This window comes from Bacillus sp. UNC41MFS5 (assembly GCF_000686805.1).
Genome location: NZ_JMLP01000005.1, coordinates 212322 through 235396, shown reverse-complemented (window position 1 = coordinate 235396; position 23075 = coordinate 212322). Strand labels below are relative to the sequence as shown.

Below are 23075 nucleotides of genomic sequence, written 5' to 3'. Positions count from 1 at the left end.
CAGAGAATCCTACTCTCTATCATAACATGAACCGTTATCTGTGGAAAAGTTAAAGCGTATTTTATCTTTATTTAGAAATGTGGTGTGTATAGTATGGGTAATGTTGTATTGAATCTAGAAATGAATAAGATCATGGAAATGAGAAACTATTACGGAAAAAGTTTACTAGATAAAAACATTCCCGGAAGTGTGTTTGCCGCAAAAACGTCTGCTTGTATGATTACAGCTTATAAATCTGGCAAAGTATTATTCCAAGGAAACGATAGTGAAAAAGAGGCCAGTAAATGGGGCAGTGCCACCTCAAACAAGCCTTCCGCTCCTTCTAAATCGAAATCACCAGCGAAAGGCGACCTGCCTGTTGGGATTAGTCAAATGTCAGTAATTGGATCAGATGAAGTAGGGACGGGAGACTTTTTCGGTCCAATTACAGTCGTTGCAGCTTATGTGAAAAAAGAAAATATTCCATTGTTGAAAGAATTAGGCGTGCGGGATTCGAAGGATTTAAACGATGAAAAAATTATTGCAATTGCGAAGGTCATTAAAGATATTATTCCCTTTAGTTTAATGACGTTAAAAAACGAAAAATATAATCAGGTCCAAAAAGCAGGAATGTCGCAGGGAAAAATGAAGGCAATCTTACATAATCAAGCGATTTTATATGTATTAGACAAAATCTCTCCTGAAAAACCCGAAGCCATTCTTATCGACCAATTTGTACAGGGCAGTACCTATTTTCAGCATATTAAAGGCCAAAAAGCAGTTGCCAAAGAGAATGTTTATTTTAGTACAAAAGCAGAAGGCATTCATTTAGCGGTTGCAGCAGCAAGTATTCTCGCGCGATATGCCTTCATCCAATATATTGATAAACTCAGCGAGTCTGCCGGCTTTAAGATTCCAAAAGGGGCAGGGGCACAGGTGGATATAGCTGCAGCGAAACTGATTATGATCAAAGGACGTGACATCCTTCCGAATTATGTGAAGCTCCACTTTGCCAATACCGATAAAGCGATCGCACTTGTTAATAAGAAACGAAATTGAAATGATTTTTGGGGCTGTTTTTCGAATAGATATATAAAAACATTGTTTGGAGGAGTTCAGGGTGGCAAATCGACTAAGTGAAGCGGAGATTACTGCGGCTGTTGCGGGCTTATCAGGCTGGAAATTGGACGGAAAATTCATTGTGAAAAAGTATCGCTTTCGTGAATTTTTACAGGGTGTGGCGTTCGTGAATGTCATTGCACAGCTTTCAGAAGAAAAAAATCATCACCCCTTCATTGCGATTGACTATAAATTAGTAACACTGCGATTAACCTCATGGAATGCCGGCGGATTAACTGATTTGGATATCACTTTGGCAAATAACTATGACTCGATTTATGAAGAAATATAATTTATTGCGAATTTGAAAGAGGTTGCCTTTATCTGCAACCTCTTTTTTGTTTAATAAGGATATCGACTCTTTCTTACAGTGGAGTTTCGCATTAGAATGGGAATTCTTTGCCCATCGTAATATCACTTTTTTATTTTATCAGCGCAGAATAGAGTTTTATCAGCGATAACGAACCATTTATCAGCGGAAAATAAAATATATCAGCGATAATTGATTTTTATCAGCGAAACAAAGTTTACCAAGGTATGCTCTTCGGAAAGTAAAAGCGTCCCTTTTTTGTTCCTGAAAAATTCAGATTTACAGAAAGTAGTAATCTTTTTGCTGTATCAACTGATTTTATGTGAGCAAATTCCCGAAACTGCTGATTTGTAATTTTCGAATCAAATAATAGAAAGTAATCCTTAAGGGCACTTATATGAGCATCTTTGGAAAATTTGTTGCAAGAAGGGCAATACCATTGCTTTTTCTTACGAATAAGTGGGCCATGGGTACAATTGGGGAAGAAAACACCAGTTAAAAGATCAGTCTTGTTAATTCCATACTTTTTCAAAACATAGCTAGTCGGTACCTTATTCATTTTTACGAGAAGTCGACTCAGTTTTCGGAGGTCTTTCGTATGAAGGAATGAAGTAACATATTGCTTTTCAAAAAACTGAATTTTATTAAGAAATACATCTGACTTACATACTCGTGGTTTTACTTTATGAGTGTTTTTTCCGGTTATGACATATGAAGAATAGTTATTGCTTAGAACTACTATGTAATCAACCGGAACTGGGGGAAATTTACATTCTGCCATTATTTTCACTAAAAACCTTTTATGCCTATCTGATTGAGCAATTGGATCGGGGTAGCCTTTATCCTTGTCATTATTTATTTGAATAAACTGTTCATTTTCTGTATCAAATATTAATTTGCCAGCCATATTTTTCACTTCAACAATTAGGGCGAATTCGGATGTTAGGAGAAGGGTATCAATTTGGCAGTTGTAGTCACCATCAGGAAGGTTTAAATCGTGGAGTATTAGGTATTTATCAATTGGCAGGAGACGTAAATAATAATCAAGACTCACCTCACCTTTATAACCAGCCTGTCTCCTCCCCAGCTCCTCTAAAATTTGCTGATACTTTGGGTAATTCAATGGGAGACGCCGGCATAATGACTCTAATATAAGAAGTACTAATGGAATTGTCCTTTCTTTTATAACCAAACTTTTCACTCCTTTCATTTTACTAATATAATTCTGAAAAGAGCAGGAAATCCCTGCCGAATTTTAGCGAAATTTGTTAATAAAGTTTGTCTATTTATTTTTATCAGCGGTAATTAGAAGTTTATCAGCGATAAATTCAATATATCAGCGAATCTGAAGCATTTATCAGCGAAAAATAAAATATATCAGCGAACCGTAAATTTTACCTTAAAAAAAGGAAAAAGCTAGCTCGAATTCAATCTTCGAACTAGCTTATAATAATTAACCTCTTAAAACCGCGCCTGCTTTTTCTTCTAAAGCTTCAAGAACTCGGTTATGAATCTTTGTTACTTCTTCATCCGTTAACGTACGCTCCGGATCAACATACTTAAGAGAGAACGCAATCGACTTTTTGCCTGCCTCCATCTTATCTCCCTCATATAAATCAAACACTTCAGCTTCCTTCAGAAGCGGTGCTCCTGCTGTTACGATAATTTCTTTTAGGGTGCCTGACACCGTTTCTCTGTTTACCACAAGGGCAATGTCTCTTGTGATGGACGGGAAGCGTGGGATAGCCTGGTATTGTAATGCCGGTGTTTCTGCTTCAAGTACTGCCTTTAATGAAAGCTCGTATACGTAGGTATCTTTCAAATCTAGCTCTTTTTGAACTGTTGGGTGAACTTGACCGATAAAGCCGATTTTCTCCCCATTTAAGAGTACCTCAGCCGTACGTCCAGGGTGCATGCCGTCTACTTGCGCTTGAACAAATTGAACCTGTTCTAGTAAACCAAGCTTAGCAAACATTCCTTCTAGGATTCCTTTGATCACGAAGAAGTCGACTGCCTTCTTCTCTCCTTGCCAAGAATGACTAGACCATAGCCCGGTAATGGCTGCTGCTAAGTGTTCTTTTTCTGATGGAAGAGTATCTGTGCCATTTGCTAAGAATACAGCCCCAGTTTCATACACACCTAAGCTATCGTTTTGACGAGCGCTGTTGTATTTTAACACTTCCAAAAGCTGCGGCATGATGCTTAAACGGAGGATGCTGCGCTCTTCACTCATCGGCATAGAAAGACGGATAGTATCTCGCTTTTCAAGCGCGAATTGCGTTGCTTTTTCCTCGCTAGTAAGGGAATATGTCACTGCTTGGTATAAGCCTGCTCCTTCAAGGTATTGACGAACCTCGCGACGCTTCTGCTGGTACTCGGACAATCCACCAGGGGTAGTTGAACCAATTGGCAATGTTTTTGGGATATTGTCGTAGCCGTAAAGACGAGCGACCTCTTCTAGTAAATCTTCTTCAATTTTAATATCACCGCGGCGTGTTGGTGCTGTAACAGTGATGGTATCCTCTTCGATGCTGACACCAAATTGTAGGCGATCGAAGATTTCTTTTACGTCATTCATCACAAGGTCTGTTCCCAAAACACGATTGATTTTTTCTAAAGTGATTGAAACAACCGCTGGTTCAACGGTCAGTGTATCCGCCTCTGCGGCACCTTCTAGTACTTCACCGCCAGCGTATTTTGCCATCAGGTAGGCAGCCCGATTTCCAGCAGCACGAACACGATTAGGATCGACACCTTTTTCAAAACGAGCGCTCGCTTCACTTCTTAAACCATGGTCTTTCGATGCTTTTCTAACAGTAGCCCCGTTAAAATAAGCGGATTCAAGTAGTACAGTTGTTGTATCTGTAGTAACCTCTGAATTTGCTCCTCCCATGACACCAGCAAGGGCAACAGGTTCTGTTCCATTTGTAATGACCAGATGATCGGAAGTAAGTGTCCGTTCTGCATCATCCAGAGTGATAAATTTCTCACCGTCAGCTGCACGGCGGACAAGGATTTCTTTTGAACCTAAGCGGTCATAGTCGAACGCATGAAGCGGTTGACCATACTCAAGAAGAATGTAGTTGGTAATATCGACGACATTATTATGTGGACGAATTCCAGCAGACATTAAGCGTGTTTGCATCCAGAGCGGAGATGGTCCGATTTTTACATTTTTAATGATTTGCGCCACATATAATGGATTATCCTCTTTTGCTTCGACCGTAATTTTTACATAGTCAGATGCTTTTTCAGTTGAAGCTTGCAGGTTCGTTTCTGGAAGTTTAACGTCTCTGCCAAGAATTGCTGCTACTTCATAGGCAACACCCAGCATGCTTAAACAATCCGCACGGTTTGGCGTCAAGCTAAGTTCAAGAATCTCATCATCGCGATTTAACTCGGCCAGTGCATCGACGCCTACTTCTGCATCCGCTGGAAAAACAAAGATCCCCTCTGAATACTCTTTCGGAACTACCTTTCCTTCCATGCCTAGCTCTGTCAGCGAACAGATCATTCCGTTCGATTCTTCACCGCGAAGTTTCGCGCGTTTTATTTTAAAATCACCTGGTAATACTGCACCTACTGTTGCTACCGCAACCTTTTGCCCTTGTGCCACATTTGGCGCTCCGCAAATGATTTGAACCGGTTGTTCTCCGCCTACATCGACAAGACACTTGCTTAATTTATCCGCATTTGGGTGCTGTTCACGTTCAAGAACATGACCAACAACTACGCCTTGAATGCCGTCGTTAAGGATTTCGACTCCCTCAACCTCAATACCGCTTTTTGTAATTTTTTCTGCTAATTCAGTAGCAGTTACTCCAGTTAAATCGATATAATCTTGGAGCCATTTATATGAAACGAACATGTCGTCATCCTCCTTTATTTATTCAACTTCAACGGATTGAAGCCTTCCAATTTACTCGTGTTTTGAAAATTGTTTTAAGAAACGAACATCATTGGTATAGAAATGTCTGATATCATCGACACCGTACTTTAACATTGCAATTCGCTCAGGTCCCATACCGAAGGCGAAGCCAGTGTACTTTTTAGAATCGTATCCGGCCATCTCAAGGACATTAGGATGGACCATACCTGCTCCGAGAATTTCGATCCAGCCTGTGCGCTTACAAACGCTGCAACCTGAACCGCCGCAAATTTTACAAGAAATGTCCATTTCAACAGATGGTTCTGTGAAGGGGAAAAAGCTTGGGCGTAGACGGATTTCACGATCTTCCCCGAACATTTTTTTCGCAAACACTTCTAATGTTCCTTTCAGGTCGCTCATCCGGATGTTTTCACCGACAACAAGACCTTCGATTTGCATAAATTGGTGGGAGTGTGTCGCGTCATCATTATCACGGCGGTACACTTTACCAGGGCAAATAATTTTAATTGGGCCTTTGCCTTGGTGCTTCTCCATCGTCCGGGCTTGAACTGGAGATGTATGGGTACGGAGAAGGATGTCTTCAGTAATATAGAAAGAGTCCTGCATATCGCGGGCTGGGTGGCCCTTCGGTAAATTAAGAGCTTCAAAGTTATAATAATCCTGCTCAACTTCCGGACCTTCGGCGACCTGGTATCCCATACCAATAAATAAGTCCTCAATTTCTTCGATAATTCTAGTCAGCGGATGATGATTTCCAACCTTCACAGGGCGGCCTGGAAGAGTAACATCGATACTTTCTGAAGCTAGCTTTTCTAGGACAGCTGCTTCTTCTAACCCCTTCTGTTTGGCTTCAATTTTTTCGGCAATCGCTTCACGAACTTCGTTTGCTAAAGCCCCCATAACTGGACGCTCTTCAGCTGAAAGTTTCCCCATGCCGCGCAACACTTCCGTAATTGGCCCCTTTTTTCCTAAGTAGGCAACACGGATGTCATTTAATTCTTTTAAGCTTCCGGACTGTTCAATCTTTTGAATAGCCTCTTCCTGCAATTCCTTTAAACGTTCTTGCATGTCAATTCCTCCTTAATAATAATTGGTGTCAGGCACCAGAAAAAACAAAAAAACCCCATCCCTGGAAAGGGACGAGGTTAAAGTTTCGCGGTACCACCCTTGTAAACACGTTATGTAAAACACATTGTGTTCGCTTCATTCGGATAACGGCATATGCCGGCGCATCTTTACACGGAAAGCGGAAGTAGCTGGACAAGTAATCTACTCTCAAGCTATTGCTTTTAATCGTGGTCCCGATGCCAACTCAGGAGGTGAACTTCTCTTATCCCTGCCATAAAAGTGCTTTCAGTCGCGGCACTTTCTCCCTAAATGGTTTTAAATAAGATACTTTTCTCCGTCATCGTCATTTAATATTCCATATTGTTCATTATTATATAATAATTCTCCACGCAAGGTCAAACTAGTTTACGCCTATTTTTTCAAATAATAAAGCAGGATTCCCGTTGCAACGGCTACATTTAATGACTCACTCTTCCCATAAATCGGGATATAAAGGTTGGCTGTTGTACTCGCAAGTATATCTTTACCAACACCATTTCCTTCATTTCCAACAATCAAGGCAAACGAATCACCTGTGGAAATATCAGTATATGCAGATGCCCCTTCAAGTGCTGTACCATAAACAGGAATATTTTTTTCGTTCAGCTTGTCGATCCATTCATGAAGGTCCCCTCTAATTATCGGCAAGTGATAATGACTTCCCTGTGCGGACCTAAGTACTTTAGAATTATAAATATCCACACTTCCACGTCCAACCACAACAGCGTCAATCCCTGCTGCATCTGCGGTGCGAATCATAGTGCCGAGATTCCCTGGGTCCTGAACTGCGTCAATGAACAGATAGGTTTTTGCATCATTCACTTCCTCAGCTGCAATCCGGCACACGGCATAAATTCCTTGCGGTGCTTCTGTATCTGATAGTGAATTCGATATCTCTTCCGTAACTTGTGTAACTGGCGTGGAACCAGCATCCCATCGTGAAGGTAAATCCACTTTTTCAGAGACAATGATTTCTAAAATTTGTTCTCCTTGTTTTAGGGCTTCCTCTACTAAATGGAAGCCTTCCACTAAAAATGTTCCTGACCTATCCCGTTCTTTTTTGGTCAACAGTTTTTTCCATTGTTTAACTTTTGGATTATTTATTGATTCTATATGCTTCAAAACCCGCTCTCCTTTTACAATAACGATGATTTTTATATTATAGCCTAACAAAAATACATAATAAAACCAAAAATAGAAAACATATAAAAGTAATACAGGATAAAAAGGAGTGCATATACATGAATTTAAATTTACGTAATGCGATTGTTCACAATGTTGCTGGGAATACACAAGATCAATTAGAAGATACGATTGTTGATGCGATTCAAAACGGGGAAGAAAAAATGCTCCCGGGTCTCGGCGTATTATTTGAAATTATTTGGAAAAATTCATCCGAAGAAGAGAAGAAAGAAATGCTCACAACCCTTGAAAGTGGGTTAAAGTAGTCAAATATTCATTCAGATGCTGTCGATCGGTTAGATTGACAGCTTTTTTCTGTTCAAAATAATTTTTTTTGAGCAAATTCTGAATTAATTTGTGCAAATTCATCCCAATCTGAATATTTATCAATGAAAATTCACGGCTATCATTGAGTTTATGTCGTCTATCAGCGAATTTTGATATTCAATCAGCGAATTTCACACTTCTATCGACGAATTTTAATAATCAATCGGCGAATTTCTGCATTCTATCAGCGAATTCAAGAACACTACCAAAGCAGTTAAATGAGCAGAAGAAATCCCCGGTAAAGTTCTACCAGGGACCCCACAATAAGTTATTCAAACGTAATTTTATTAACCGTCTCACGGTCTAAACGTTTGATGACTTCCACAATCAATTTTACCGCATTTTCGTAATCATCACGATGGAGCATCGCGGCATGGGAATGGATATACCTTGTTGCAATAGTAATTGGTATCGCTGGAACCCCATTATGGGTCAAATGGATCGACCCAGCATCCGTACCGCCGCCAGGAATCGATTCGAACTGATAGGGAATGCCCAGTTCATCAGCTGTGTCGGTCACTAAATCGCGGAGGCCTTTATGAGCTACAAGTGAGGCATCATAGATGACAACTTGTGGCCCCTTACCCATTTTACTCATGGCTTCTCTTTCAGAAACTCCCGGTGTATCCCCGGCAATACCTACATCAACGGCAAAGCCGATATCCGGATTAATTTTGGCCGCTGCCGTCTTGGCACCGCGCAAACCAACCTCTTCTTGAACATTTCCGACACCATACACAACATTAGGATGGTCTACACCTTTCAGCTGCTTCAACACATCAATAGCAATGGCACAGCCAATCCGGTTATCCCAGGCTTTAGCTAATAACATCTTTTCATTGTTCATAACGGTAAATTCAAAATAAGGGACAACCATATCACCCGGACGAACGCCCCACTCCGTGACTTCCTCACGGCTTGAAGCACCTACATCAATAAACATGTCCTTAATTTCAACAGGTTTCTTGCGTGCTTCTGGTGATAAAATATGCGGAGGCTTAGAACCGATAATTCCGGTTACATCTCCCTTTCTCGACACAATCGTTACACGCTGGGCGAGCATAACCTGGCCCCACCAGCCGCCAACTGGTTGAAAACGAAGGAAACCTTTGTCATCGATTTGGGTAATCATGAAGCCAACTTCATCTAAATGACCTGCGACCATAATTTTAGGGCCGCCTTCTTTACCTACCTTTTTGGCAATTAGACTGCCGAGTCCATCCGTTGTAAGTTCATCAGCAAATGGTTCTATGTATTTTTTCATGACTTCCCGAACTTCACTCTCATTACCAGGAATTCCTTTGGCATCCGTTAATTCTTTTAACATCGTCAAAGTTTCATCAAGTTTCGCCATTGATAAGCCCCCTTAACTGTTGGTTTGACCTTCATTATACAGAAAACAGGAATAAATCGGCAATTTTTCTGCTAATAGTTATTCTGCTGTCTTTGATAATTTACTTCGTTTTTGTGGAAATATGCTCTTTCTATTTCTTCATTTATAAAACCGAGTAATGACGCTAACCCCAAGTAGGATACAAATAGATTTATGTAATCATCCAAACTTCTGCTCTTTTGAAAAATAATGATCCTATCGTACACATATAGAAACTGCTCGGTCACAGTCAAGGATGATTCCCCACCGTTCAAATTCATTCGCTCCGTGTCATATCCACATTCAATTCCAAGCGATAAAATAAAATGAACACCATCAACAAATTCTTCAAGAATTACTTCTTTGGCTGATGATGGCTTAATACTCCAAAATTTAAAACTGCGTGTTTCATTTGCTAATTCACCAATTTCTACAAGCAGTGCGAGTACCTTCCTGTCAAATAGATCTTCGTTCTGCAGGTTGTGCTTTTCTTCAATATGAGAATCCAAACCTTTTTGCATCTGAAACAGCCTTTCTAAATTCATGACTACCATCACTCCCTATAATAAATATTTAATTAAAAGAATTAGTTCAATTATGGCAAGGACCGGAAAACCAATCTTAAATGAAGTATGCTTCGTTTTATGTCGATACAATTGCATGCCTGCGGTCGCACCTACAGCACCGCCAAATAATGCTACCAGCCATAATGTTCTCTCAGAGATGCGATATTCATGCTTTTTAGCACGCTTCTTATCCTCCCACATAATCACGAGTCCCGCTATATTCATGATAAAATAGACCACTAACCATATTTTCATCCCCCGTATCCTCCTCTATAGAAAAAGCCATCCTCATAAGAGAATGGCTGATATTTCAAATTACTTGTTGATGTTTTGTTTTGCAACGTTTGCTAATTCAGCAAATGCGTTTGCATCGCTTACTGCTAATTCAGCAAGCATCTTGCGGTTTACTTCGATACCAGCAAGCTTTAAGCCATGCATTAAACGGCTGTAAGAAAGACCGTTCATACGAGCTGCTGCATTGATACGAGTAATCCAAAGTTTGCGGAAGTCGCGTTTTTTCTGGCGACGATCGCGGAAAGCATACATTAAAGATTTCATAACTTGTTGGTTAGCTACTTTATATAATGTATGTTTTGAACCGAAATAACCTTTTGCTAATTTAAGAACTTTTTTACGACGTTTGCGCGTAACTGTACCGCCTTTTACACGTGGCATTTAATTTCCCTCCAATATATAAATCGATCACTTAATTTTTACTTCATGTAAGTTAATAATTGACGAATGCGTTTGAAATCACCTTTAGAAACAAGTGATGCTTTGCGAAGCTTACGCTTTGCTTTAGTAGATTTGTTAGCAAATAAGTGGCTTGTATAAGCGTGGTCACGTTTTAATTTACCTGAACCAGTCTTTTTAAAACGCTTTGCAGCGCCACGGTGAGTTTTCATTTTTGGCATTGGGATATCCTCCTTATTACTTTTCGGTTTTAGGTGCTAAAACTAGGAACATGCTTCGACCATCCATTTTTGGATGTGATTCAATCGTTGCAACTTCCTTGCACGCCTCTGAAAAACGGTCTAACACACGTTGACCAATTTCTTTATGGGTAATCGCCCGGCCCTTGAAACGGATGGAAGCTTTTACCTTGTCGCCTTTTTCTAAGAACTTAATTGCATTGCGTAACTTTGTATTAAAGTCATGCTCATCAATTGTCGGGCTGAGACGAACTTCTTTAGTGGTGATGATTTTTTGATTCTTACGAGCTTCTTTTTCTTTCTTTTGCTGCTCGAATTTAAATTTGCCATAGTCCATAATTCTGCCGACTGGAGGCTTTGCATTTGGTGCTACAAGTACCAAATCAAGGTTCACTCTTCCGGCAATCTCTAAGGCTTCAGTTTTGGTTTTAATCCCCAACTGCTCGCCATTTTGATCAATTAGGCGAATTTCGCGAGCGCGAATGCCCTCATTTAACAACATGTCTTTGCTAATAATTAGCCACCTCCAAGGTTTATCACGAATACAACGTCTTGGTCAAGAAAATCATAACAAGCCCTTTCAAACCATAACGTAAAACGCTACACAAGAATCAACAGGTATAAAACTTTTTAGCAGTGCTATTATTGCACAAACAAAAAAGTGCGGATGAATGCACCCACACTTTACAGAACAAAAGTAATGAAACCAAAAAGTTCAAGTAAAACCTGCCAACTGCTAATTGCGTCAATCAGGTGAGAAGCGGGTGCTTCTTCTTTTCCCAAAAACAGTATTCAATTTTTCACCTTAGTTAATATAACATAAGCAAAGATACAATGTCAAACGAACTATTTTCTTTGACAACGAAATTTATTTTAGCAAGAAATAAATAATTATTCAATAGTTTTTTTCAAACAAAAAGAGAGGCGAACCTCTCTTTCTACTGTTTATCCTCTTTTCACTTCAGCGATTAATGAAGTTAAAAACTCTGAGAATGGCTTTGTTTCTGAGTTTTGCTCGCCATATTTGCGGACATTAACAGCCTGATTTTCGACTTCTTTATCCCCAACAACAAGCATATATGGTATTTTTTGCATTTGTGCTTCACGGATTTTATATCCGATTTTTTCATCACGGCCATCCAATTCGACACGAATACCTTCATTTTGAAGCTGTTCTTGAACTTGCTTCGCATAATCATAATGCACACCAGGAGAAACTGGAATGACCTGCACCTGTACTGGAGCGAGCCAAGTAGGGAAAGCACCTTTATATTCTTCAATTAAGAAGGCAACGAAACGTTCCATTGTGGATACCACACCACGGTGGATTACGACTGGACGATGCGGTTTGCCGTCCTCACCCACATATGTTAAATCAAAACGTTCTGGTAGTAAGAAGTCCAATTGAACAGTGGAAAGTGTTTCTTCCTTCCCTAAAGCTGTCTTCACTTGAACGTCAAGCTTAGGACCGTAGAAGGCGGCTTCTCCTTCTGCCTCATAGTAGTTAAGACCAAGATCATCCATGGCATCCTTTAACATACTTTGTGCTTTTTCCCACATTGCATCATCGTCAAAATACTTTTCAGTATCTTGCGGGTCACGGTAAGAAAGACGGAAGGAATAGTCATTAATATCAAAGTCTTTGTATACTGCTAAAACCAGGTTCACAACCCGTTTGAATTCATCTTTAATTTGGTCGGGACGAACAAAGATATGTGCATCATTTAAAGTCATTCCACGGACACGCTGTAGTCCTGAAAGTGCACCAGACATTTCATAACGATGCATAGTTCCTAGTTCTGCGATTCGAATCGGCAGCTCACGATAGCTGTGGATGCTGTTTTTGTACACCATCATATGATGCGGACAGTTCATTGGACGGAGAACTAATTGCTCGTTATCCATGTCCATTACTGGGAACATATCTTCTTGGTAATGATCCCAGTGACCTGAAGTCTTATATAAATCGACACTGCCCATTATTGGAGTGTAAACATGGTCATAGCCTAGGCGCTGTTCTTTATCAACAATGTATCGTTCCACTACCCGGCGAATGGTTGCACCTTTTGGAAGCCATAACGGTAACCCTTGACCTACCAATTGATTACTAGTGAAAAGGTTTAACTCTTTACCAATTTTACGATGGTCACGCTCTTTTGCTTCTTCAAGTAAGCGAAGGTGTTCTGCTAAGTCTTCTTTCTTGAAGAAGGCTGTTCCATAAACGCGCTGCAGCATTTTATTTTTGCTGTCGCCGCGCCAATAAGCACCTGCAATACTTAATAGCTTAAATTCTTTGATTTTACCTGTTGATGGGACATGGACTCCGCGGCAAAGGTCAAAGAAATCACCTTGTTCGTAAATTGTCACTGTTTCATCATCAGGAATGGCTTCAATTAGTTCCAGCTTGTATGGGTCACCGGCTTCTTTAAAAAGCTGAACAGCCTCAGCACGGCTTACTTCTTTGCGAACAATTTCAATATTTTCATTAACGATTCTGGCCATTTCCTTTTCAATCTTTGGCAGATCTTCTGGAGTTAATGATTCTTCAAGGTCCATATCATAATAAAATCCACCTTCGATAACAGGTCCAACACCTAAATTCACACCTGGATAAAGTCTTCTAACAGCCTGTGCCATCAAATGCGCAGTACTATGGCGTAAAATTTCTAACGCATCATTGGAATCTGGGACGACGATTTCTATTGAACCGTCTTCATTAATTGGACGGCGAAGATCAAACAACTGACCGTTCCATTTGCCGGCAATCGCTTTTTTCTTTAGGCCTGGGCTGATGGATGCGGCAATATCTTCCGTTGTTGTTCCTTGTGGGAACTCCTTTACTGCCCCATCTGGAAACGAAATCTTAACAACGTCTGACATGGTAATTCCTCCTTTGAATTAAGCGTTTCGGGCCATTTTTGCCCAAAATCCGCTTTTTGAAAAATAAAAAAACCCATCCCTGGAAAAGGGACGAGTTTTGATAAACACGTGGTTCCACCCAATTTTTCATTTTCAAATAATGACAGCTTAAAAATGACTTTGGTCTGTTAACGGTCGAGAGCCGTCAGTCAATTACTAACCGCATGAAGACATGAAGCGTTCACTGCTGAAGTTTAAAGGTGGTAAGTATTATTTTCGTGTTAGGAGGCTTTCAGCCATGTCCTCCCTCTCTAGAAACCGTAAAAAATACTGTTATCCTTATCATTACTTTTGCTATGACAATACTATGTATGCAATTATAATGATTATTTTTTGAAAAATCAAGGGACATCAACCTAATAAGACAAATTTTCACACAATTCCTTTTCTCAAGCCTGGTTTTCAGAAGATTGATGATTCTCTGCCCATTTATTCACATCTCTTAGTGAAGCATATGATTTAATGGTTACTCTTTCTTCAAAAATATTTTTGATGGTTCTTACTAAGGGCTCATCTGGGTCCTTTGTATACAAAAAAATGGTTATAGGCGCAAGTGATAATAATGGGGCAATTGATGCAGAGTCGACATAGACAGGATGATTAACCAGTAATTTACGGTCAATCAATCTTGTTAATTCAGCACGTTTCATTTCGACAAACTGCTCATTATAAAAGGTGATTTCCTCGTCAAACAATAAATGGAGCACCTCCATTTTTGGTTCACGATTTACCAGGAACTCACGGAGCATCTGCACAAATATTTGATATTCTTGCTCCATTTTATATTCATCAATCGCAATCTCGACATACCCTTCCAACGACTGAAGGTACGGACGCAATCTAAATTTGAGAAACGAGTCAAACGAAAAAGAGATATTATCCAGAAAAATATGCTCAATTGCAGATTTAATCTGTGTCTCTTCATTTGCATCATTCAAAAAAACAGACAGGTCTTCTCGTTGACCTTCGAGAATGGAATCAATAATCTCGATAATTTGCTGCTGTTCTTCATATTCATCGTAGAAATAATGGCTTTTTAATATTTCCCTAAACCAATCATCACGCTTTATGTTCGTAATGAATTCATAAAAAGCATGTTTAACAATTCTAGAAATTTCAACCGATATCATACTGCCAAAAAATTTTACTATATGTCGATCTTCAATTAGAAGAATAGTTTCTTTGTCTTGATTATTTGGTAAGTACTTCAGCAAGTGGTCATAAAATTTTTCAGCATCCAACTTGCTTTGGAAGATGATTTCCGCCAACCAAATCCCCCCTTTAAGCCAACTTTGTATTAATATATATGGGGGACTTGGCTAAAATAGAAGTTAGCTGGTACATGCTTTTGTTATTTACAGAAAAAAAGTAAGAACAAGAGGTGGAAGCGCCCGTTTAGCGGCGTATGGACTGGAGCGCTCCAACCGAGATAAAGGAAACACGGAGAGCGTTAGCGATTCGATGTTGACTTATCGTAGGGCGGAGAGCGAAGTACACTAGCCGCTGGGCGCTGGAGCTGGATTCAGAGAACTCATTCAATTATCATAACATTTTAATTTTATAATCTCCTTAACGAGAAAAAGGACTGCCGACTTGTTTACGACAATCCCTAAACTACTTTCTTTGATTTGTATTACCTTCTGTTTGGACCCTCGACCATCACAGGCGCACTCAAGGAACGAATTCGCTCCATGATTCGTCTTGCTTTCATCTTCTCTTCTTCGCCCCTCTGACTGTAAGTTAAATGATGCTCAAGCCCTTTAAAGTCAAAATTTGATGTGAAAAATGTAGGAAGACTCTCAAGCATTCTAAATTGTAGAATGGGGCCAAGCACCTCGTCCCTCGTCCAACTTGATACTGCTTCAGCGCCGATATCATCAAGCATGAGGATGGGTTCTTTTTTTAATGCTTCTATTTTTTCATTCAATGTGGAATCCGCAATCGACCCTTTCATCTCTCGCAACAATTCCGGCACATAGACAATCATCGAAGAAATTTGTTTCTTCGCCAATTCATTGGCAATTGCCCCTAATAAATAAGATTTTCCCACACCGAACTTTCCATAAAGATAAAGGCCTTTTGGTTTATTTCCTGCCTCATAATTCATTAAGAACGTTGCCGCCTGATCGCCGGCATCGAGTCGGCCAGTGTCCGCTTCAAATTCCTCAAAGGAGGCTTCCAAGATATCTCTAGGGACATATAAACTCTTAATCAACTTCTCATTTTTCTTCTTTTCGTCAGCCATAATTTTCCTTGGACATTGTTTATACACAACATCGATAGAATTTCGAGCTAATACCAAATCAGGGTGATACCCCTTCATAAAATTAATGCAGCCATCAAGGGAATCACATTTATTGCAATCCTTGCTCTGATTGATGTACTCATACAGTTTACTCATACTTTTATCAATCATCAAAGCATCAATAGCCTCTTGATGCTTTGATAGAAATGCTTTAACATCAGGATTTTGCAGGACTTGCATTCGCTGTTGTTCATAGCGTTTTTGAAAACTTTCATTTGAAGCCAATCTATTTAAGGTTTTATTGATTTTCTCCAACTACGGCACCCCCTATTTGCGGAACGCTTTTAATTTTTCTTCAATTGCCCGTTTCTTTGCTTCGACCTCATTGTTAGTTCCCTGTGCAGGCTCCTTGCTTGCATCCTTAGTGCCCTCATCAAACCAATCTGGAATTAACTCTGTCCGAATCGGCTTTTTACTAACTGATTTCCCCGTTTTTTTACTTTCGGCTGCCTTGTGTTCTTCATTTTTCGCGAGTTCCATTGCTTCCTTCACCGTTTTAACTTGCTTCCTTGCCCAATGACTAGCAATGGATTCCACAAAGCCCTTGGTAAATTTCATGTCCGTCTTTCTCATTGCCACTTCAATTAAAACATTGACAACACCCGGCGGCAGTTTATATTTAATCATAATTTCTTCTAATGTTTTCAAATTGGCATTCGAAGGCTCTACTCCGCCTGAGAATTCTTTAAAAACGATAAGCGGCGGCGTTGTTTCGTAAGAACGGATTAATTTCTCCTCCGGGGTTTTCGGTTCAGTGATTTGCGTTTGGTGGACAATAGGCTGGGTTCGGTTAATAAGACTCGGTAACTGGTCGTAATTAACAAACTGATACCAATCACGAGCACCTTTTCTTAAGTCTTCAATATCTATTTCATCATGTTCGTTAATAGCACCTAAGATGAAATTTTTCATTTCTAATGGGGCGATTTGATACAGAAATGCAAGATTACTAATCACAGCTTTTACTTTTGGTGTTAATGCTTTTTTCGGAACGAGTGATTCATTCAGCCCATCAGCTAACATTTCAAAATCAAACGAGTCCACACCAATTTGAATCGGAGTTGAATCCACTCGACCGATAAACTGCTGATTTTCTTCCTCATGTAATTCTTCAGAAATCCCTTGTATATATTGCATACTGCCTGGGGCCGCTGAAGCAAACACCTCCTGAAAGGCTTTTGTAACATCGACATACTCATCTTCGCTCGGCTTTTGTTGGTCACTAAAAAAGCGTTTTAACCGCGAAAAATGGTTTTTTCCGATCTTTCGGTAAAGATAAATATTTAGCATCCCATCTAAAAAGAATTGTTCTGGATTCAGAGGAGGACGAAGTTCATATAAAAAAGACCGTCCTCCTTCATCCGTTTTGACACGGGTCTTTAATAAACCTATACCTTCTAGCTTTAATCTTGCTTCGAAAATGTCCTTTAAGTTCATCTCTAAGAGATTCATTAACAGATGGTGTGTGGAGGACTCTGACCAAATCCGGTTTTCCTCTACCTCTGCCCAGAGAGTCATATATAAACTAAAGCAAGTTGAACCAATCAAGGGCTGATATAAAAACGTCAGCACTTTCCGGTCATAATCATGCAGTAGCCCATCAGCAGTTACGATATAACGGTCAATAGGAAGAATTTCCTGCCAATGCTGCGCCATAATACTACAACCTTCCCCTGTTATAAAGTCAAAAAGAGCCAAAAACCTCTTTAGCTCTTAAGATTTTTCTTTTTTTATTAATTCTTTTAATTCATCAATAAAAACATTGATATCTTTAAATTGTCGATAGACAGATGCGAATCTGACATAGGCAACTTCGTCCACGTGTGCTAGCCTGTCCATAACCATTTCACCTATGGCTTCACTTTTTATTTCAGAAATTCCCTGACTGCGCAGGTCTTTTTCAACACCGTGGGTTATATCTTCTAGTTCCTTTAAAGCCACAGGCCGCTTCTCACAAGCTTTTATCAAGCCTCGTAAGATTTTATCACGACTGAACTCTTCTCTGGTACCTTCTTTTTTGACTACAATTAACGGGATCTCTTCAATCTTCTCAAACGTAGTAAAACGATACCCACATTCTTCACATTCGCGTCTTCTCCGTGTGGCCCGGCCTTCATCAACAGGCCTGGAATCAAGGACACGTGTACCATAATTTTGACAAGAAGGGCATTTCATTGTAATCAACTCCAAATCTACACTGTATAACCCGAACTAAACGCTTACTTTCATCTTATAAAAAAGAATATCTTTATACAAGTAAGTATTAGGAGTTTTTTATTCCTACGAAGTTATGTAATTGATTAATTCGCTCGTAATAAGAATTAATCCGCTTTTTTAAAGCAGGATAGGAACCGAGTATCGAAAATTTTTCAGATGATATATTAAAGTCCACAGCTGTTTCCATTGGTTTTACAGACACAATGGTAACAATCAGAAAGCATTGAATTGGTTTATTGATTTCAACAGCAATTTCTCCATGATCTTTAGAAACGGTTGTTACTTGGCAATCAGCATCTTCATGAAATAACTTTTCAACTGAATCGAAAACTTGATTAAACTTCGCCTTATAATAATGCGTTTTTAAAGAATCATCAGCAATTCGGTCTGAAGTTTCAATTTGCTGCTTAAATCGAACAAATAAGTTACCTAACATAGCCATACTTTTCCTCCCCAATTGTCTTTTGTCTTATTGTACAACATTTTCGCTCAAAATATAGCCTCTGTTAAAGTTGCCTGTTGATTTCCGCTCCAGGCACTTCGCTTTCCGCGGGCGGTCCGGGGAGCCTCCTCGTCGCTGCTCTCCTGCGGGGTCTCCCCTGCCCCGTCCTCCAGCAGGAGTCTTCGTGCCTTCCTCTCCAATCAACAGGGTGCCAAAATCAGCAATATGCATTAACACAGACAAAATATAAAAAGAGGTGTATGTTTAGATACACCTCTTCACTAATTATTTTTATAAGGATTATAGAACTTTTGCCTGTTTCACATGGACAGGACCCATGCCACGTGGAATTTCAATATTTTCACGTGTTTCTGCATTTAATGCCTCAGCAATATAATCTGCTGCAACATTAGGATTTAAATCGCCGCAAGTGAAGACATCAATGCTGGCGTATCCATGCTCAGGGAAGCTGTGAATAGTTAGATGTGATTCGGAAATAATGACGACACCGCTCACACCTTGTGGAGCAAATTTATGAAATGCTACTTCACGGATTTCCGCTCCTGATTTAAGAGCTGCTTCAACAAAAGTCGTTTCAATAAAATTCATATCGTTTAATTTTTCAAAGTCGCATCCCCATAGCTCAGAGATCACGTGACGTCCCATTGTTTCCATATTCATTTTCCCCCTCTAACCTTTTTGTTCTTTCTTGAAATCATGTATTGACGGTATCTTATAACTACCACGGGGGAAAGTTAGTCCAGAGAGGTCCTAACCCTTTAAGTAATTAATCGCTACCTAATTTCAAGAAGTTCACGATGACTAGTATACTTTGTTTATATTTTTTTTGCAACCTATCAATATGAAAAACTTTATTAGGACGGGCTTTTTTCATTGTTTTATAAATAAATTCAACAAAGCTATTTTATGCCTATTACACCAAAATGTCACAAGATAGGACAAAAAAAAAAGGCTGTCAATCGACAGCTTTTTTTGTGCTTACCCAACCTTTAACTCGGTGGATTCTGCTATTTTCTGAGCAACTAACAGCGTGAGATCTACCACACGTGAAGAATAACCCCACTCATTATCATACCAAGCCAAAACCTTTACTTTTCTTGTCCCCATCACCATTGTTGATAAACCATCAATGATGGCAGAATGCTCATTCGTATTAAAATCAACAGATACTAACGGTTCCATCGTTAAATCCAATATGCCCTTCAATGGACCATCGGATACTTCAATAAAGGCATTATTGACTTCATCGACCGTTACATCTTGCTTAAGATCAACGACTAAATCAACAAGTGATACGTTTGGTGTAGGTACACGAAGTGACATGCCATGTAATTTCCCTTTTAGGTGCGGTAATACTAAAGAAATTGCTTTAGCTGCTCCTGTTGTCGTTGGAATGATAGACTGTCCACATGCACGAGCCCTCCGTAAATCTTTGTGAGGATTATCAATATTTTTTTGATCATTGGTATATGCATGAATCGTTGTCATTAATCCGCTTTCAATTCCAAATTTCTCGTCTAATACCTTTGCAACAGGTGCCAGGCAGTTAGTTGTACATGATGCATTGGAGATAATGTCATGATAATTAACATCAAGCATTTCCTCATTAACACCCATTACAATGGTAACATCCTCATTTTTCCCTGGTGCTGTTAAGATTACTTTCTTTGCTCCTGCCTCTAAGTGCAGTGCTGCCGCTTCACGGGCATTAAATTTTCCTGTTGCTTCTATAACAATCTCAACCCCGAGTGCTCTCCATGGTAGTTCCTCTGGATTGCGGCTACTTAATAATTTAATCCTTTTTCCATTTACAAGCAGCTCATCATCTAATGGGATAACTTCTCCATGGAATGGTCCATGATTTGTATCATATTTAAGTAAATGTGCTAATGTTTCTGCAGGATAACTTGCGTTTATAGCCACAACATCCAATTTATTTTCAAGGATCGCTTTCCTAAAAACCATCCTTCCAATTCTCCCAAATCCATTAATTGCAACTTTTGTCTTCATTTTGCAACCCCTTCCGCATTAATGTCATACTTAATACTCGTACTGATGTAATTAGTATAACATATTTAGGTGCAATTGTGCTGAATAAAATGCGGATTTTTTAAATGTTTTATAATTTAGATAACTTATTAACATAAAAAAAGAGAAGGTGGCTCCTTCTCCCTAATTATTTCATCTTATTTTTATTGATGCCAAACTGCGCTAAGATTTCAAGAAGCTGTTGTTTTGTGTCTTCGACCGAACCATTATTATTAATTACTGCGTCCGCGAGCCTAAATTTATCAGACAATGGCATTTGCGAATGGATCCTTGCCTCTGCATCCTTGACTGATAGGTTATTTCTCGCGATTAATCTTTTTAATTGCGTTTCATTGTCGACAAATACTAGTAATGTTTTATCCACCATATAGGTAAGCTTACTCTCAAATAGTAACGGTACATCGAGAACAATCACTTCTTCGCCGTTCTTTTTCGCCGTTTCGACTTGGTCTGTCATTCTTTTTCTAACTTCCGGGTGGACGATATCGTTTAATAATTGCCGTTTTTCGACTTGATGAAAAATAATCGAGCCCAGTTTAGGCCGGTCGATTTCTCCATCGGCTAATAATATATCTTCGCCAAACTCAGCAATAATCTTAAAATAAGCCGTTTCACCTTTCATTACCGCAAGGCGTGCTTCAATATCTGCATCAACTACAGTGATATTCATTTCTTTGAAAAAGTTAGAGACTGTGCTTTTTCCACTGGCAATTCCGCCTGTTAACCCGATAACTAATGACATCCCCATATCCTCTTTCTGGTTCTTATAATTTCCAAATCCCAATAATGATTAATAATATCCCTGGCAAAAAGGTGAACTTTTGAATCCATTCAAATTTATGAAAAAAAGTTCCACTTTTTATTCCTAAAAGTACAAACAAAGAGCTCATAATCGCGACAGTAAAAGCTAAATAATAAGGAGAGAAGCCAAGCATCGCTGCACCAATCCCAGCTCCAAAGGCATCCAGCGACAAGGCAAACCCCAACATTAACGCCTCAATCCCAGTAATCGTACCAGATTGATCGAAATCAGCCGACATCGGCTTCTTCAAAATATTAATAGCTAATCCAAGGGACTTGATCTCAAAATTCACGATTGTCTTTTCTTGATCTAGTACATCCTTTTCTTTTTCTGGCCGAAAAAATTGATACAAAACCCAAGCACCAAGACCAATTAGGATAATTCCCCCTAGGCTTGCCGTAATTCTTGGTGATAAAACTTTCTCAAGTCCGTGTCCAATTGACACAGCGATCATTAAGGAAATAGCAGAGCAACTTGCAATAATAATTATTGACCTAAGCGGCATGATCATTTTCCTTAGTCCATAGGTAAATCCTACGCTAAAGCTGTCAAGGCTAAGTGCAAAAGCGAGGATGAGAAGTGATAACAACTGAACCATGATGTCTAGGGCTCCTTCCACCAAAATCATTACGATAGTATATGGCAGGAGCCTATCCATGGTTAATGTTATTCTATTTTCACTTTTTTACTTTTTCTGTTCCGCTTCGATTTTTTGGCATTGGGGGCAGTAATGGGTTCCTCTGCCTCCAACAGTTGTTTTTTCTAAAGGTGTCCCGCACCGTTTACACTCTTCACCTTTTCGACCGTAAGCATATAATTCAAGCTGGAACATTCCTATTTCACCTTGAGAGTTTACATACGAACGGATTGTACTTCCTCCCTTTTTGACTGCTTCACTCAAGGTTGCAACAATTTCACGATGAAGAAGGGTGACTTCGCTTTTATCCAGCGTGTTAGCCATACGTTCTGGATGGATTCCGGCCCTAAAAAGTGCTTCATCCACATAGATATTACCAAGGCCAACAAAGACTTTTTGGTCTAATAAAACTGTTTTAATTTTCCGATTCGTTTTTACCAGCTTTTCAGCTAAATACTCGGTGGTGAATTCCTCTGAAAATGGTTCAGGGCCAAGTCCGATTAGGGGCTCCGTTAAAAATTCATCCCCTTTTTTATAGAGGTGCATGGTTCCAAACTTCCGAACGTCCCGATACCTTAACTCGGTCCCATCTGTAAAATGAAAGAGAACATGTGTATGTTTATCATAGGGCTCATCCTTGGGATATAGACCATACTTTCCTTCCATTCTTAAATGGGAAACTAAAGCGAAATTTCCTGTATAGATAATTAGAAATTTCCCTCTTCTGCCTACATCCATAATAGTCTCCCCAATTAAGGCATCGACAAATTGTTCCACTTCAAGTGGATTTTTTATGATTTTCGGCCAATAGACCGTTATATCTTTGATTGTTTTATTAACCACTAATTTTTTTAATGTTTTTCGAACGGTTTCTACTTCCGGAAGTTCTGGCAAGATAGC

Annotated in this window: 25 protein-coding genes and 2 other annotated features; of the genes, 3 read left to right on the top strand and 22 right to left on the bottom strand. The window is 39.5% G+C overall.

The window, feature by feature from the left end; genetic code table 11:
* Positions 1-93: 93 nt before the first annotated feature.
* Positions 94-1038 carry a ribonuclease HIII gene (gene rnhC / locus BR30_RS0101225; protein WP_026563373.1) on the top strand — a complete coding sequence of 315 codons (945 nt, stop codon included), beginning with the start codon at positions 94-96 and terminating at the stop codon, positions 1036-1038.
* A gap of 61 nt (positions 1039-1099) precedes the next feature.
* A complete protein-coding gene (locus BR30_RS0101220; RefSeq protein WP_026563372.1) occupies positions 1100-1390 on the top strand; it encodes a 4a-hydroxytetrahydrobiopterin dehydratase in 291 nt (96 codons plus the stop codon).
* A 235-nt stretch (positions 1391-1625) separates the two neighbouring features.
* On the opposite strand, the gene BR30_RS0101215 is transcribed toward BR30_RS0101220, so the two are convergent.
* The 4 genes from BR30_RS0101215 to BR30_RS0101200 form a co-directional block, all read right to left on the bottom strand.
* Positions 1626-2600, bottom strand: coding sequence for a nuclease-related domain-containing protein (locus BR30_RS0101215; protein ID WP_026563371.1), 975 nt, complete (start codon positions 2598-2600; stop codon positions 1626-1628).
* Between the two features lie 261 nt (positions 2601-2861).
* Positions 2862-5276 (bottom strand): phenylalanine--tRNA ligase subunit beta, encoded by a 2415-nt coding sequence (pheT, locus tag BR30_RS0101210; RefSeq protein ID WP_026563370.1) that lies wholly within the window; start codon positions 5274-5276, stop codon positions 2862-2864.
* 51 nt (positions 5277-5327) lie between these two features.
* Entirely contained in the window at positions 5328-6365 is a 1038-nt protein-coding gene (gene pheS / locus BR30_RS0101205; RefSeq protein WP_026563369.1) for a phenylalanine--tRNA ligase subunit alpha, read from the bottom strand.
* A gap of 64 nt (positions 6366-6429) precedes the next feature.
* Positions 6430-6715: a binding site (T-box leader), on the bottom strand.
* A 61-nt stretch (positions 6716-6776) separates the two neighbouring features.
* Entirely contained in the window at positions 6777-7526 is a 750-nt protein-coding gene (locus BR30_RS0101200; protein WP_026563368.1) for a TrmH family RNA methyltransferase, read from the bottom strand.
* A gap of 119 nt (positions 7527-7645) precedes the next feature.
* Here BR30_RS0101200 and sspI point away from each other — a divergent pair, with 119 nt between their 5' ends.
* The gene (gene sspI, locus BR30_RS0101195; RefSeq protein ID WP_026563367.1) at positions 7646-7852 is read left to right on the top strand and encodes a small acid-soluble spore protein SspI; all 207 of its coding nucleotides are present in this window, start codon (positions 7646-7648) and stop codon (positions 7850-7852) included.
* 329 nt (positions 7853-8181) lie between these two features.
* Here sspI and BR30_RS0101190 read toward each other — a convergent pair whose 3' ends face one another.
* The 18 genes from BR30_RS0101190 to mutM all read right to left on the bottom strand — a co-directional run bounded on the left by BR30_RS0101190 (position 8182) and on the right by mutM (position 23069).
* Positions 8182-9267 carry a M42 family metallopeptidase gene (locus BR30_RS0101190; protein ID WP_026563366.1) on the bottom strand — a complete coding sequence of 362 codons (1086 nt, stop codon included), beginning with the start codon at positions 9265-9267 and terminating at the stop codon, positions 8182-8184.
* 71 nt (positions 9268-9338) lie between these two features.
* Positions 9339-9830 carry a dUTP diphosphatase gene (locus BR30_RS0101185; RefSeq protein WP_026563365.1) on the bottom strand — a complete coding sequence of 164 codons (492 nt, stop codon included), beginning with the start codon at positions 9828-9830 and terminating at the stop codon, positions 9339-9341.
* 15 nt (positions 9831-9845) lie between these two features.
* Positions 9846-10106: a DUF1294 domain-containing protein gene (locus BR30_RS0101180; protein WP_026563364.1), complete on the bottom strand. Its 261-nt coding sequence runs from the start codon at positions 10104-10106 to the stop codon at positions 9846-9848.
* Between the two features lie 60 nt (positions 10107-10166).
* Entirely contained in the window at positions 10167-10526 is a 360-nt protein-coding gene (gene rplT / locus BR30_RS0101175) for a 50S ribosomal protein L20 (protein ID WP_026563363.1), read from the bottom strand.
* Between the two features lie 38 nt (positions 10527-10564).
* A complete protein-coding gene (gene rpmI, locus BR30_RS0101170; protein WP_026563362.1) occupies positions 10565-10765 on the bottom strand; it encodes a 50S ribosomal protein L35 in 201 nt (66 codons plus the stop codon).
* Between the two features lie 16 nt (positions 10766-10781).
* Positions 10782-11300 carry a translation initiation factor IF-3 gene (infC, locus tag BR30_RS0101165; protein WP_197032279.1) on the bottom strand — a complete coding sequence of 173 codons (519 nt, stop codon included), beginning with the start codon at positions 11298-11300 and terminating at the stop codon, positions 10782-10784.
* 132 nt (positions 11301-11432) lie between these two features.
* Positions 11433-11565: a sequence feature (ribosomal protein L20 leader region), on the bottom strand.
* A 163-nt stretch (positions 11566-11728) separates the two neighbouring features.
* Entirely contained in the window at positions 11729-13663 is a 1935-nt protein-coding gene (gene thrS / locus BR30_RS0101160; protein WP_026563360.1) for a threonine--tRNA ligase, read from the bottom strand.
* A gap of 428 nt (positions 13664-14091) precedes the next feature.
* Positions 14092-14970 carry a putative sporulation protein YtxC gene (ytxC, locus tag BR30_RS0101155; RefSeq protein ID WP_026563359.1) on the bottom strand — a complete coding sequence of 293 codons (879 nt, stop codon included), beginning with the start codon at positions 14968-14970 and terminating at the stop codon, positions 14092-14094.
* Positions 14971-15335: 365 nt separating this feature from the next.
* Positions 15336-16262: a primosomal protein DnaI gene (gene dnaI / locus BR30_RS0101150; protein ID WP_026563358.1), complete on the bottom strand. Its 927-nt coding sequence runs from the start codon at positions 16260-16262 to the stop codon at positions 15336-15338.
* 12 nt (positions 16263-16274) lie between these two features.
* A complete protein-coding gene (locus tag BR30_RS0101145; protein ID WP_026563357.1) occupies positions 16275-17663 on the bottom strand; it encodes a replication initiation and membrane attachment family protein in 1389 nt (462 codons plus the stop codon).
* Positions 17664-17720: 57 nt separating this feature from the next.
* Positions 17721-18182, bottom strand: a complete 462-nt coding sequence (gene nrdR / locus BR30_RS0101140; protein ID WP_026563356.1) for a transcriptional regulator NrdR — start codon at positions 18180-18182, stop codon at positions 17721-17723.
* Positions 18183-18270: 88 nt separating this feature from the next.
* Entirely contained in the window at positions 18271-18666 is a 396-nt protein-coding gene (locus BR30_RS0101135; RefSeq protein WP_026563355.1) for a hypothetical protein, read from the bottom strand.
* Positions 18667-18693: 27 nt separating this feature from the next.
* Positions 18694-18909, bottom strand: a complete 216-nt coding sequence (locus BR30_RS37610; RefSeq protein WP_035444924.1) for a hypothetical protein — start codon at positions 18907-18909, stop codon at positions 18694-18696.
* A gap of 57 nt (positions 18910-18966) precedes the next feature.
* A complete protein-coding gene (gene speD / locus BR30_RS0101125; protein ID WP_026563354.1) occupies positions 18967-19341 on the bottom strand; it encodes an adenosylmethionine decarboxylase in 375 nt (124 codons plus the stop codon).
* Between the two features lie 324 nt (positions 19342-19665).
* A complete protein-coding gene (locus tag BR30_RS0101120) occupies positions 19666-20697 on the bottom strand; it encodes a glyceraldehyde-3-phosphate dehydrogenase (protein ID WP_026563353.1) in 1032 nt (343 codons plus the stop codon).
* Positions 20698-20863: 166 nt separating this feature from the next.
* Complete coding sequence (gene coaE, locus BR30_RS0101115) at positions 20864-21478, bottom strand: dephospho-CoA kinase (protein ID WP_026563352.1); 615 nt, start codon at positions 21476-21478, stop codon at positions 20864-20866.
* Between the two features lie 22 nt (positions 21479-21500).
* Entirely contained in the window at positions 21501-22136 is a 636-nt protein-coding gene (ytaF, locus tag BR30_RS0101110; RefSeq protein ID WP_026563351.1) for a sporulation membrane protein YtaF, read from the bottom strand.
* Between the two features lie 87 nt (positions 22137-22223).
* Positions 22224-23069 carry a DNA-formamidopyrimidine glycosylase gene (mutM, locus tag BR30_RS0101105; protein ID WP_026563350.1) on the bottom strand — a complete coding sequence of 282 codons (846 nt, stop codon included), beginning with the start codon at positions 23067-23069 and terminating at the stop codon, positions 22224-22226.
* Between the last annotated feature and the right edge of the window lie 6 nt (positions 23070-23075).